Origin of the sequence: Nocardia sp. NPDC049707 (assembly GCF_040674855.1) — a bacterium.
GTDB lineage: Bacteria > Actinomycetota > Actinomycetes > Mycobacteriales > Mycobacteriaceae > Nocardia.
This window is the reverse complement of record NZ_JBFANN010000030.1, coordinates 86,896-99,345: the sequence shown is the minus strand read 5'-3', so window position 1 is coordinate 99,345 and position 12,450 is coordinate 86,896. Positions and strand designations below refer to the sequence as shown.

Sequence of the window (12,450 nt, the reverse complement as noted above, 5' to 3'; positions counted from 1 at the left end):
ACAGCCTTGGCCTTGGTCACTTCGTCGTACTTCGATGGCATGGTCTACCCATCCTCCTCAAGAAAGAAGGTGAGCACCAAACCCGGGGTGATTCATGGTGTGGTCTGGGGTTGGGGTGTGTTGCTTTGTGCTGCGTGTGGTGTGGTCTGGGGTTGGGGTGTGTTGCTTTGTGCTGCGTGTGGTGTGGTCTGGGGTTGGGGTGTGTTGCCTTGCCCGGCTTGCGGCGTGGTCTGGGGTTGGGGTGCGTTGGCTTGTCCGGACTGCGGGCTGGCGTGGGGTGTGTTGGCCCCAGGTGGGGGAGCGGGTGTCGTCGGTGCGCCGCCGGGGCCAGGTGTCGCACCCGCATGCGCGGTTGAGCTCTTCGCCTCCGTCGGGGTGGGTGACGGCGGCGAGCCAGACCCGCTGCCGGGCCCGGGTTCGACCGATGTGGTGCCAGCAACGTGTGGCGTCGCCGTGGGGGAGTTACCGCCCGGTGTGACCGGTTCGTTGGGAACCAGCTCGTAGTCGAAGAAGTCGAGGTCGAGGAGGATGGCCTCGTCGGAGTCGGGCGGCAGTTCGCCCGGCCCGTGCCCGGACTTGGACGAACCTGGGCCCGCACCGCCTCCGGTCGGCGAATCCCCATGTGCGACAGGTGATCCCGCCATGACACCTGGCCCATTGCCGCCTCCGGTGCCGCCCAGATCTTTGGCGGAAGCGACGTGGGTGTTGGTTTCCACATGGCTGTTCGCGCTCATGGTCAGCACCGATCCAGGCGTGGCGTTGGGCTGGCCCTCGGCGGTGAGGACGGTTCCGGCCAGACCCATCTGCGGAGACTCGGGTCGGCCGCTGTGGAATTGGGCGGTGCCCGGACCTCCGGTCGACGACGAGCTTCTCGGCGTGGCCACGGACTCCGTCGGCGCGGTTCCGTAGCCTCCCTCGACGAGTAGTTCCAGGCCGCGATTCCAATCCCAGGAAGGCAAGCCGTGGCCGGATTCGGATTTGCTTCCGGGGGAGGTTGGCGACGCGGGTGGAGGCTGCTTCGTGCCCGGTGGTGGTGGGTCGGTGTCCGAGTGCGGTGAGGTACCGCCCTCGTCGAGCTTGCGGAATTGCTCCTCGTATAGCTTGCCGATCTCGTCGATGGTCTCCTTGTGGTGCCGAGTTGCGCTACCGTCAGTGGTTTCACGGACCGGCAGGCCGTCGCGGGAGCCGTCGTCCCGGGATCCGCCGATCTCGGGAATGGTCTCCTCATGTGGTGGCCGAGGTGGGTCGGCGCTGCCGTGCGGCATGGCCGAGTCGGACGTGGATCGGACCGGCGGGCCGTCGTGCCGGCCGTTGTCCTGGGATCCGACGGTCTCGGGGATGGTCTCCTCATGTGGTGGCCGAGGTGTGTCGGCGCTGCCGTGCGGCCTGGCCGAGTCGGGCGTGGATCGGACCGGCGGGCCGTCGTTGTGACTGCCTCGCGTTCCGCCGATCTCGGGGACGGTCGCCTCTGGGGGCCGGGCGGCGCTCATGCCCCGGGTGGCGCGTACCGCCGCGCCGAAACCGCTGACCGCACCACTGGTGGCGCCCATCAGCATCATCTGGGCGAGTTTCAGTTTGGTGTGGGTGAGTGCGGACATGATCACCGCACCGGCGGCCCCACCCGCGGCTCCGCCGGTGGCGCTGGCGAGCACGACGGCCACGGCGCGTCCCGTCCTGCGTCCCACCTGTGTCGCGGCGTTGGCCCCGGTGCGGGTGAATGCGCGCAGCACCGCACGGGTGGCAAGCGAGCCTGCCAGGCCACCGCCGCCGCCCGCGACCGCCGCCACCCACACCTGGCCCCGATCCATGCTGGTGCGGCGGCCGGGTTTGCCGCGGCCCTGGACGATCTGGGCGTATTGCGCACCGGCGACCACACCGCCCATGGAGACCGCGCCCATGATGGTCGCGCGGATGGCGAGCGTCATGTGGGGGTATCGCCCCGCGAAGGCGGCGATGCGTTGGAACATGAAGCTGAGGGTGTCGCGGCGGGCGGCGGTGGCGGCGACATCGGCGGCGATGCGGTCGCTGGCGGCTTTCATCGGTACGGCGGCATCGATGAGCAGGTTGGCGAGCAGGACCGCCCCGATCCCGATGACGATGTACTGCTCGAGTTCGATCGAGTTGGCCGCGTCGTAGAGCAGGGTGGCCATGCCGTCGGCGAATTCGATTTGATTGCGGGTGTTGGCGATCTGGGCCTTCAGCTGTCGCTGGATCGCATCGGCGGCCTCACCCTCGATTGCCGCGGGCACGTCGCGCGCGAGTCGTTCGAGGTGCTGCAGTGTGACTTTGAGACGTTCGGCCGAGCGTGCCCAGGCGTCGGCCGCGGCGCGGATACTATCGGGATTACCGACCGGAAAGTGGCCGATCACCCAGCGCGTCAGCCAGTCCGGGAAGTGTGCGGGGATAGTGACACTCACCGAGGCGCCGACCGACCTCTTGCCCCCTCCACCAGCAACCGATACAGCACCCGCGCCGGACCACACGCGTCCTCGCCACGCAACTCCACCTCGGCGAATGCCGCGACCAACGCCGCGCGCGGCTGGAGCCGACCGTTGACGATGCTGTTGCCGCCCAACTGGTCTCGCCACCGCCGGTAGCCGCCGATGATGCGGGCCAGGGTGTCGCCGCCGTTCCACGGGCCGCTGACGCGCCGATATTCGGTGATCAGGGACCGCTGCGCCAGCCGTCGGACGGGCGGACCCGCCTGCTCCTCCATGATCCGGCCGAGGTCGCCGATGATCGTCGAATACATCGGCCGCTCCTCGGATCCGGCTATAGAGTCCCCGGATTTTATTGCGGTGTGGACTTTTTCGCTGAACTTGGCCGGATTTGCGACGAGGGTGCGGTCGAGCAGGATCCACGATCCGGTGCTCGGCGATTCCGACTGGTCACCGCTTCGATCCCGGGCTACCCGGGAGATTCGGTCGCCGAGTTCGGTGATCTCGATCCCACCGAGGTCGACGAACGGATATTTGCCGAGAATATCGTCGATGGCCGCGGCCAGTTGGGCGACCATCTCCGGTCCGATACCCGAGGTTTCGACGCCGACGATCCGCAGTTCGTGCCGATCGGCGAGTTCCCTAGCCGCCGCCAGGGCCGCCGCATCGGTCGGTACCCGAATATGCGCCGCGGTCGATTCGCGCTTCTTCTTGCGGGGCTTGCCGTCTTGCTTCGGCTTGCTGTGCTGCGCCGGGCCCACGCCGGTCGGTGAGGGCGCGAAGACCTGCCCCGGTGGGCGAACGCCGCTACGGGCACCCGACCAGGGGGTGCCCGAAGGTATCGAAGGAAACGCCGTCCCCGGCGTTCGCGACCACGGTGTGCCCGTCGGTTTCTCGGCCACCGCGGGATCACCAGTCCGCGCCGGCGTCGCAGCGGCGGGCGATGTCGCGCCTGGCACGGCTGGGATCGAATCATCCGCGACCGGCGGTGACGCGGCGTTTTCGTTGCCCGCGGCCGAGCTTTCCGCGGTGGGCTGCTGCGCGGCGCCCGGTTCGACCGGCGGTGTGTTCGAATCCGGGTATACGGGCTGCGGACCGGCGGACATGGGTGTGCTGATCGGGTTGTAGCCGGTGGGCCTCGAGTGCGGGTAGGCGCTCGGGGGGACGTTCGGCTGGTAGGCGCTTGGCTGGTAGGCGTTCGGCTGGGCGGATGCGTTGGGAGTCGAACCGCGCGGCTGTGTCGGCGTCGCGGTCGGGTTGTCCGAGTTCGATCCGGAACCGGTTGTGGGCGAACTGGTTCGGGGTGCGTTGGTACCGGGCCACGCCGAATCCGGCGCGACGGACACCGGCTGTTTCGGGCCGGTGCTGCGGATCTGTCGGCTGCCGTCCCGGTCCTGGTCGTTGAGCGCGTCGCCGACCTCGCCGACGCCCTTGCTCAACCCACGCAGATTATCGACCAGGTTCTGGTACCCCTCGAGTCCCTTCTTCGCCTGTGGCTCATAGGTGTCGCCGACCATTCGGCCCGGCTCGTCGTCACCCCATGGCTTGCCCTCATGGGCCAGGGCGTTCTTCAGTTCGGCCAGATCTTGGTGCGCGGATTCGGCGACTGCGGCGAGTTCGGTGATGAAGGCATGGAGACGGTCCGGATCGATATGCAACGAATGGCCCATATCCGGTCACCCTTCAACCCTCACCAGCGAAACCGAGGAGCCGATTGCCTGGCGAAGAATCCTACTGCGAACCTACCTATGCCCATCGCTGGGAATAGGTAGGGCCTATTCGTCGCGCCGTTCGACTTCGCTGGGCTCACGCAGGCTCGGCGCGCCGAGCACCAGATCGGGCAGGTCGGGCATGGCGTGGATGGCCGCGGCGACCGGGGCCAGCATTTGTGTGGTCTGTTCCCGCACGCGACGGGCGGCCTCGCGCCCGGCCTCGGTGACAGATCGGCCCAGCTGTGCGGCGGTACTGTGCGCGGCGTCCGCGGTGAACCGCACGTCGATGAGGACGCCGGACCTGTCGACGGTCACCTCCACCAGACCGTCCGCCGAGGTGGCGGTGGCCCGTGCGGTGTCCACCTTTCGCTCGATCTCGGCCCGGTTGGCGTGTTGCTCGGCGAGTGCGTCGAGAATGCTTTCGACCTGATTGCGGATCCCGAAGTTGGCCGAGCGCAATCCTTCTTGCTCCCAACGATCCATGACTACCTTCCTTCGATCCGGATCAGCCGTGGCGTTCGGCGTATCGGCGTTCGAAGTCGGCGATGTAGCTCGGCGGATCGATGGACGACGAGGACTGCTCCAGCAGGCCGTCATCGCCGAGATAGAAGATCGCCCGATCGGTCGCGACCATCCCGGCGGGCACCGGCACATGCACCATCCAGCCGACACTGAATCGTTCGGCGACCAACTGGTCGAGCGGGTATCCCGTGGTGTCCAGTACGCGCCCGGTGATGTAATCGCGCACCCGGGAGGTCGCCTCCTCGGCGGGCATCGGTTCCGGCGCCGGCCGTGCCAATCCGGCCAGCGAGTATTGGTAGAGCGCGCCGTCGATGTCGAACCGGTCATCCGCACCGAATACTTCGACCAGTTCCTGCCGCGTGACCCGGCCGACCTCGGCCGCGGCCAGCAGCGCGGCAATCGCTTCGCGCGCACCCGGATTCGGCTCCGTGAGCAGATCGGCGACGATCCCCAGCACGGTTTCCCTGGTCCACACTCCGGGCACCGCGACGGCACAATCCTCCGCCGACGGTGACGCCCCGCGATACCAGCGCCCGGCTTCCCACCAGTAGCAGAACGACAGCAGACCCGACGCCGCGCGCGGGTCGAGCACCGGATCGGCCACCCAATCCGGTGCGCCGGCATAGAGATCCGGCATCGGCTCACCGCCGTTGTAGACCGCGTCCAGGGTGGGGGCATTCCACACCCCGCCCGAGAGCACCGCCCGCCCGGTCGGGAGCGCATGCAGCGTCGACCCGTCCAACGCCGCGCCTTCGAACACCCCCGTCCACGGCTCCATGCGCGGACCGTGCTCGGACCGGGCGGCGACGAACGCCGCGGCGATCGTCGCCCAGCGTGCCCACATGTGCGGGAACGGCGGAAATTCGTACTCCGCCAGCCTCGCCCACACCTGGCGGGATCGATCGCCACGCGCTCGGGCGGCAGCCTGTTGCGGAGTGCGCCGCTGCCGGTCGTCGTGGCCGATGTAGGCGCCCAACCACACCGGTATCGTGGCGCGCGGATACGCCTCGAGGTCGGCGCGGTACGCCTCCGGAGCGAACAGCTGCCCGGGTGGGAACGGCTGTTCGCCGTAGTCGTAATCGATGTCGATCGCGCCGGAGTCGGCCAGCACGACCAGCATTCGCCACCACGGTCCGCCATTGGATCGGGCGGCGAGCGCCCGTAGCTCCCGGACCAGGGCGAGGACCGACTCCGGTGGCGATAGGGGAACCACCTGGTCGCCGATGGAGTACGCGAGCTGCCCGACCTCACCCGCCACCGTGACCGCGAATACCGCGTCCGCCTGCTGCCAGCCCGTCGGTCCGAGCGCATTCAGCGCATCGGCGAGCCGCTGCTCGGCGGCTGGTTCTCGTGGTTCGTCCGCCAAACGGTCCTCCTCAGTCGAGCGCGGGGCACCTCGAGCGGGTGCCCCCCTTGTCGAGTCTTCCCAGAGCTGGGACGGCGCTCGAGTCAGTCGGCCGAAACCTCGCTGCGATCGCCGCTCCACAGCGTGTGGTACTTGCCCGGCGCATCGATGCGCTCGTAGGTGTGCGCGCCGAAGAAGTCGCGCTGGCCCTGGGTGAGTGCGGCGGGCAGGCGTTCGGCGCGCAGGGCGTCGTAATACGCGAGCGAGGATGCGAACGCGGGCACCGGAATGCCGAGCAGGGTCGCGGTGGCGACCACGCGGCGCCAGCTGTCGATGGCCGTCTCGATCGCCTCGCGGAAGTATGGCGCAAGGATCAGGCTCGGCAGTTCCGGATTCTGGTCGTAGGCTTCCTTGATCCGGTTCAGGAACCGGGCCCGGATGATGCAGCCGCCGCGCCAGATGGTGGCGAGGTCGCCGGGACGCAGGTCCCAGTTGTATTCGGCGCTGCCCGCGGCGATCTGATCGAAGCCCTGGGCGTACGCGACGATCTTCGACGCATAGAGCGCCTGGCGAATGTCCTCGGTGAATTGGGCAATGTCGGTGGGCTTTTCGCCGAGCTTGCCGGCGGCCAGACCAACCGCGGCCCGACGCTGCGCACGCGAACCCGACAGTGCCCGCGCGAAGACGGCCTCGGCGATGCCGGTGACCGGGATGCCGAGATCGAGTGCGGACTTCACGGTCCAGCGCCCGGTGCCCTTCTGCTCGGCCGCGTCGACGATGACATCCACCAACGGCTGACCCGTCTTCGCGTCGACCTGCGCGAGCACCTCGGCGGTGATCTCGACGAGGTAGCTCTCCAGTTCGCCGGAGTTCCACTGCGTGAACACGTCGGCGATCTGCTTTGCGCCGAGGCCGAGCGCGTCGCGGAACAGGTGGTAGGCCTCTCCGATCAACTGCATATCGGCGTATTCGATGCCGTTGTGCACCATCTTGACGAAGTGTCCGGAGCCGTCGGGGCCGATATGCGTGCAGCACGGTGTGCCGTCCACCTGTGCCGCAATGGATTCCAGCAGCGGTCCGAGGGATTCGTAGGATTCCTTGGGGCCGCCAGGCATGATCGCCGGACCGTTGAGCGCGCCCTCCTCACCACCGGAGATGCCCGCGCCGACGAAGTTCAACCCGCGCGCCTTCATGGCGGCCTCGCGGCGAATGGTGTCGGTGTAGAGCGCGTTGCCGCCGTCGATAATGATGTCGCCGGGCTCCATCGCGTCAGCGAGTTCCTCGATGACGGCATCCGTCGGATCGCCCGCCTTGACCATGATCAGCACCCGGCGCGGCTTCTCCAGTGCCGCGACGAACTCCTCGATCGTTTCGGTGCGCACGAAGTTGCCGTCGCCACCGTGTTCGGCAAGCAGTGCGTCGGTCTTGGCGATGCTGCGGTTGTGCAGTGCCACCGTGTAGCCGTGCTTGGCGAAGTTCCGGGCGATATTGCTACCCATGACCGCCAGGCCGGTAACCCCGATCTGTGCGGATGCTGTCGCGGACGCCATGTATCAGCTCTTTCCGTTCGGTGTCGTCACCTACCGCAAGCAGCCTACAGAGTGTCTCCCAACCCTATGAGGGCTGGTGAACACCGTCCTTCTCGGACGTCCTCGACTCACACCAGTGCGGTGTGAGTGTTGGTTTCCGCGTCACTCGGGCCGGTTTCACCCACACGTGTGTGTGGGCCAGCGCCTTCCCGTCGGCGGACGTTGATGACCGGGGCTCGTGCTTCGGGCTCCCGGACCTGGGTGTTGTGGTGTTGTTCGCCCCAGGCGGCGAGGTTGACCGCGGCGTTGTGATCGCGGTCGAGTCGATGGCCGTTCACGCAGGTGAAGATCCGGTCGGCCAGGGTCAGGGCGGTGTTGCGGTCACCGCAGCGCGAACAGATCTGACTCGACGGATACCAGCGATCGGCGACAACAATCGCGCCGCCGTGCCATGCTGGTTGATCAGGTCGAAACCCGACCACGGCACCGACACGGTCGGATCGGTTCGGCGAGCGGTCAACGCCGACTTCACCGTATGCAGGCATTGATTGAACGCAAACCGCGCCGTGCCGACATGGCGTGACAGCACCGCTTGCTGCTCGACCGTGGGGTCCAAGCAGAACCGAAACGATGTGTGCCGTGTCACCACAACAGCATCCCACCAGCCACCGACACTGATGATGGAACCCGTACTCCCGCGCCCGGTCGCGGCTCTACCACCGACTGACGCCCCTGCTGGATAGTCTTCATCGGTCTCGCCGCTGGTGAGAACGACGATGGCGACCACGATCGCGGCAGCGGTGGACACCAGGCCGTAAGCTGACGGTGCGAGCGCGTTATTGCGGATATCCCGCTGCAGCGCAGGTCGATTCGGTGATGAACATTGTGCCAGCTCTGCGCCACCACGGGCACGACGGCCGTAAGTTCCTTGGCGTCGATCGTGCGCAGTGCGCGTCCGGGGGACGGCGAGGGCAGGATGACCGAACGGCGAGTGCCGGGGCCCTGTGGGGCGAGACTACCCTCAGCGGCAGGATGCCGGTGAACCCGTCGGGTGGCCTGGAGTCGAAGGGGTCGTCGAGATCCCACCATTGCGCGGCGGCTCGCGCCGAGCGCCTTCGGGTAAGCGAGGTCGCGCTGCCGGGCCGGGCATCGAAGTCGTCGAGCACCGCGGCGGCGGGCGCGGGCTGTCGGTCAGTGGTCATCGGGGTTCATTCGACGGCGGGGGCGGTTGTCGAGCGGCGATTCGACTCGGCTCGACGGGGGTCACCATCGAATTCGGTCAGTGTCCGGTCCAGGTGCGGACGGCGAACAGTTCCGGGAAGTAGGTGTGCTCGAGTGCGCGTTGCAGGAATCCGGCACCGCTGGATCCGCCTGTCCCGCTTCGCCTTCCGATGACGCGCAGCACCGTGCGCAGGTGGCGGAAGCGCCACAGCTGGAAGTTCTCCTCCAGGTCGACCAGCTCCTCGAATGTCTCGTATACCGACCAATGTTCTTCTGGCGCTTCGTAAATCGACTGCACCAGGGCAAGCAATTCGGTGTCGAGCGTGTGCGCCTCGGTGATATCCCGTTCCAGCGTCGAGCGCGGCACAGCGAGCCCGGTGCGGGCCAGGTGCTGCCAGAATGCGTCGTAGAGGGTCGGTTCTCGATAGAGCGTGGCCAGCACTTCGTGCGCCGGAGGATCGGATTCGAACACCCGAAGTACGGCCGCGTTCTTATTGCCGAGAATGAACTCGATGGCGCGGTACTGGTAGGACTGGAACCCGGACGAGTTCCCCAGAAAATCGCGGAACTGCGCGTACTCGGTGGGCGTCAGCGTGGCGAGCACGGACCATTGCTCGGTCAGCGTCTGCTGGATATGTTTCACCCGCGCGATGCATTTGAGCGCAACGCCGAGCTCATCGGCATCGAAAGCCGCACGTGCGGCCCGTAATTCGTGCAGCACCAGCTTCAGCCACAGCTCGGTGGTCTGGTGCTGAATGATGAACAGCAGCTCATCGTGCTGCTCCGGTCGGCTGACCGGATGCTGCGCGCTGAGCAAGGTGTCGAGATCGAGGTACGCGCCGTAACTCATGCGAGAGCTGAAATCGGTGACGATATTGCGGTCGAGTTCGTCGCGTCGGCTGGTCATCACCGTTCTCCTGTGGCCCCCGATTCACCGTATTACGTGAATGTGATGCTCGCTAGGTTTGTGTCATATGCCGATCGGGCGCAACGGCATTCGTGGCGCCGAGGCTGGCCAGCAGACGCAGGTTGTCATGGGATTCGCTGCCGGGTTCGGCGGACAGGATGACAAGTTCGGTGCCGGATTCCTCCGGCAGGGTGAAGCTTTCCTGGTGTAGGTCCATGGTGCCGACCAGGGGATGGGTGAAGGCCTTGCGGCCGTGGGTTCGGGCGTGGACGTCTGCCCGCGCCCACAGTTTGCGGAAGCGGTCGCTGTGCACGGCGAGTTCGCCGATCAGGGCCGACAGTTTCGGATCGTCGGGATACTTGCCCGTCGCGAGGCGCAGGTGGCCGACAATATCGCGGGCGCAGACCTCCCAGTCGGCGTAGAGCGAACGCGCGCCGCAGTCGTCCAAGAAGATGTGGCGGGCGATATTCAGGCCCTTCATCGGGCTGTGTCCATACACCAGTTCCGCGAGCCGGTTGCCCGCCATCACATCGAGGCGGTGATCGACGATGTATGTGGGCGCGTCGGGGATGAGATCCAGTACCCGCCGCAACTCGACGCGGATGCGGACATTCGGTGCCGACTTCGCCGGGCGCTGCGGCCGGCGGGCCAGCCGGTGCAGGTGCTCGCGTTCCACCTCGGCCAGGCCGAGCACCCGGGCCAGCGCATCGAGCACCTGCACCGATGGCTGCCGGGCGCGCCCCTGCTCCAAGCGCACGTAGTAGTCGACGCTCACCCCGGACAGCTGCGCGACCTCCTCCCGGCGCAGCCCGGCCACCCGGCGGCGCGAATCGGTCGCAATGTCAACGGATCCGGGATCCACCCGGGACCGCCGCGTGCGCAGGAAGTCGCTGAGCTCGTCCATCCCTCCAGTATTGCCGCGGCTTCGCGAAGTGAGGGTGGTCCTGTCGATACCAGGAAGTCCGGTCCGATGGAAGAAGCGCCCCTGAACGGCGACGATGGAAGCCGATGGTCGACGGCGACGATTTCGGGACGGCGAGCGATCCGCTGCGGGTCGCCGTGGATCTTCTGTGATAACGATCTGTCGGGCGCTGACGCGGACCGTCCGGCGTTTCGGGAAGTGTTGGCGTTGGTGGCAGCTGGTCCGGCGAAGATGAATCCCCCCGGCATGTCCGGATTCCCCTGACTCACCGGAGGATTCACATCGATGTTTGAAGTGGTGTGCACTGGGCGTCGAGCTTGTCACGGTGGTAGGACTTTGACGTCTGCGGGGATGTGTCCCAGTTCTCGTATTTTCTCGAGTCGTGCCAGTGCTCCGTCGATGGCGTTCGGGTGTAGGCCTGCGTCTCCGAGGGCTGCGCGCAGGCGGTCGGTGTCTGCGTTGTGTACGGCGTCGAGGACTTCCGATTCGAGTTGTTGCCCTTTGTGAGCGGCGACGAAGTCGGAGTCGATCTCGATCTCGAGCGGGTCGCGGGCCAAGGGGAATGATCGGCCATGGTCGATGGCGACGATGTCGAGGTGGCCACCGCGGTCCACGGTGCGGTAGTTGCCGGGGTGTCGGTCCATTGAGCCGATGATGTAGTCGAGGACACCAACTTGCTGTTGCTGGACTCTCGGATAGGCATCGACTTGCCTGGATTTTGTGGACTCGACGAACTGTTGGATCATGCCGGGTCCGGAGGGTCGGCCGTCGGGGCCTATGACACCGCTAGTGCGCGCGGTAGGGGGGATTCGGCCGAACCCGAGGATTTCATCGACCCGGTACGCGGCGATTTCTCTGCTGGTCAGCGCACCTGGTGCATGGAAGAAGGGGAGGCCGGCGTCGTATTTCTCTCCGTGGATGGGCTTGTAGATGTTGAGTTCGCCGTCTTCCGAGCGCATTTTGCGTACTTCCGTCGAACTGCGTGCGACCGCGTCGCGCATATCACCGGTGAAGTCGACAGGGGTGGTCATCCGGCGAGCTGCCATGGCCGATTCGGTCTCGCTGGGCCGGTAGTTCCAATTCCGTGATGGCGTCGGCGCCAACATTGGGTTTGGTTGGCGCACAGGGAGGGGTTCTTTGAGAAGATGATGCCCGGCGCGGTTGTCGGTGTCTTGCAGTGTACGCGCGGCGGTTCTCGCGGCGCTGCCGGTGCGCTCATAGGTGCGCGCGACCGATTGAGTGCCCAGGTTCAATGTCCTGGTCAAGCGTTGGACGATGTCGCGAAGGACCGGGGTAACGCTGCCTCTCATGACCGTGGTTGCGGCGGCGGATTCCCTGGACCGGTTTCCCGCGTCTTCGTCCAAGGAGACGCGGTCGGCGGATCATGGGGTGGTCGAGGGCTTTCATCGACTACGCGGTAGTAGCTCATCCCCGGCGTGTCGAGCAGGGCGCGTAAGAAGCGCGCACCCTCACCCGGCCCGATCCTGCTGAGTGGGTCATAGATCTTGACGCCTCGCTCATACCATTGCTCGGCGACCAGGCAACCGTCGGGATCGATGAGAGTGAGTACCGCCGTCCCATCGGTGGCCAACCGGAACTCAGCCACCTTTCGCGGTTCCGCGAAGCCGATGTCATAGATCGCGACCACAGTTGGCGGCAGGTTCATCACAGTCACCTCTATCAAGTACTCCCAGGTTCGGGCCAGACTCAGCGGCGAAGAGAACCTCGGCTTGGAATATGACCGATTGGAATATAACCGATGGACGGCGAGTCAAGGTTGCCCCCGTGTTGCTTATGCATGGGAGGTGGGGCGAGATCGTCGTTCACGTGTGTGACACATGCCCGATTGAAGTA

General features: G+C 66.4%; 11 protein-coding genes. All 11 read right to left on the bottom strand.

Annotated elements, in window-relative coordinates; translation table 11 throughout:
• Positions 1-92: 92 nt before the first annotated feature.
• Complete coding sequence (locus tag AB0J29_RS24825; RefSeq protein ID WP_364790725.1) at positions 93-2,417, bottom strand: hypothetical protein; 2,325 nt, start codon at positions 2,415-2,417, stop codon at positions 93-95.
• On the bottom strand, positions 2,414-4,108 hold the full coding sequence (locus AB0J29_RS24820; RefSeq protein ID WP_364790722.1) for a hypothetical protein: 1,695 nt from the start codon (positions 4,106-4,108) through the stop codon (positions 2,414-2,416). Before AB0J29_RS24820 ends, AB0J29_RS24825 begins: the two co-directional genes overlap by 4 nt.
• A 105-nt stretch (positions 4,109-4,213) precedes the next feature.
• On the bottom strand, positions 4,214-4,633 hold the full coding sequence (locus AB0J29_RS24815; protein WP_364790719.1) for a YbaB/EbfC family nucleoid-associated protein: 420 nt from the start codon (positions 4,631-4,633) through the stop codon (positions 4,214-4,216).
• A 22-nt stretch (positions 4,634-4,655) separates the two neighbouring features.
• Positions 4,656-6,038 carry a hypothetical protein gene (locus AB0J29_RS24810; protein ID WP_364790716.1) on the bottom strand — a complete coding sequence of 461 codons (1,383 nt, stop codon included), beginning with the start codon at positions 6,036-6,038 and terminating at the stop codon, positions 4,656-4,658.
• A gap of 83 nt (positions 6,039-6,121) precedes the next feature.
• Complete coding sequence (gene gndA, locus AB0J29_RS24805; protein WP_364790713.1) at positions 6,122-7,567, bottom strand: NADP-dependent phosphogluconate dehydrogenase; 1,446 nt, start codon at positions 7,565-7,567, stop codon at positions 6,122-6,124.
• Between the two features lie 107 nt (positions 7,568-7,674).
• Positions 7,675-8,028, bottom strand: a complete 354-nt coding sequence (locus AB0J29_RS24800; RefSeq protein ID WP_364790710.1) for a transposase — start codon at positions 8,026-8,028, stop codon at positions 7,675-7,677.
• Positions 7,911-8,192: a helix-turn-helix domain-containing protein gene (locus tag AB0J29_RS24795; protein ID WP_364790707.1), complete on the bottom strand. Its 282-nt coding sequence runs from the start codon at positions 8,190-8,192 to the stop codon at positions 7,911-7,913. Before AB0J29_RS24795 ends, AB0J29_RS24800 begins: the two co-directional genes overlap by 118 nt.
• 633 nt (positions 8,193-8,825) lie before the next feature.
• Positions 8,826-9,674, bottom strand: coding sequence for a tryptophan 2,3-dioxygenase family protein (locus tag AB0J29_RS24790; protein ID WP_364790704.1), 849 nt, complete (start codon positions 9,672-9,674; stop codon positions 8,826-8,828).
• A gap of 52 nt (positions 9,675-9,726) precedes the next feature.
• Entirely contained in the window at positions 9,727-10,578 is an 852-nt protein-coding gene (locus AB0J29_RS24785) for a helix-turn-helix transcriptional regulator (RefSeq protein ID WP_364790701.1), read from the bottom strand.
• A gap of 338 nt (positions 10,579-10,916) precedes the next feature.
• Positions 10,917-11,627: a hypothetical protein gene (locus tag AB0J29_RS24780; RefSeq protein ID WP_364790698.1), complete on the bottom strand. Its 711-nt coding sequence runs from the start codon at positions 11,625-11,627 to the stop codon at positions 10,917-10,919.
• A 275-nt stretch (positions 11,628-11,902) separates the two neighbouring features.
• The gene (locus tag AB0J29_RS24775) at positions 11,903-12,262 is read right to left on the bottom strand and encodes a hypothetical protein (RefSeq protein WP_364790695.1); all 360 of its coding nucleotides are present in this window, start codon (positions 12,260-12,262) and stop codon (positions 11,903-11,905) included.
• Positions 12,263-12,450: the final 188 nt, after the last annotated feature.

What these genes read in the sequence shown, in the direction of transcription:
- AB0J29_RS24820 (WP_364790722.1), bottom strand. Translation starts at nt 4,108, where the DNA reads ATGGGCCATTCGTTGCATATCGATCCGGACCGTCTCCATGCCTTCATC.
- AB0J29_RS24815 (WP_364790719.1), bottom strand. Translation starts at nt 4,633, where the DNA reads ATGGATCGTTGGGAGCAAGAAGGATTGCGCTCGGCCAACTTCGGGATC.
- gndA (WP_364790713.1), bottom strand. Translation starts at nt 7,567, where the DNA reads ATGGCGTCCGCGACAGCATCCGCACAGATCGGGGTTACCGGCCTGGCG.
- AB0J29_RS24790 (WP_364790704.1), bottom strand. Translation starts at nt 9,674, where the DNA reads ATGACCAGCCGACGCGACGAACTCGACCGCAATATCGTCACCGATTTC.
- AB0J29_RS24785 (WP_364790701.1), bottom strand. Translation starts at nt 10,578, where the DNA reads ATGGACGAGCTCAGCGACTTCCTGCGCACGCGGCGGTCCCGGGTGGAT.
- AB0J29_RS24780 (WP_364790698.1), bottom strand. Translation starts at nt 11,627, where the DNA reads ATGACCACCCCTGTCGACTTCACCGGTGATATGCGCGACGCGGTCGCA.
- AB0J29_RS24775 (WP_364790695.1), bottom strand. Translation starts at nt 12,262, where the DNA reads ATGAACCTGCCGCCAACTGTGGTCGCGATCTATGACATCGGCTTCGCG.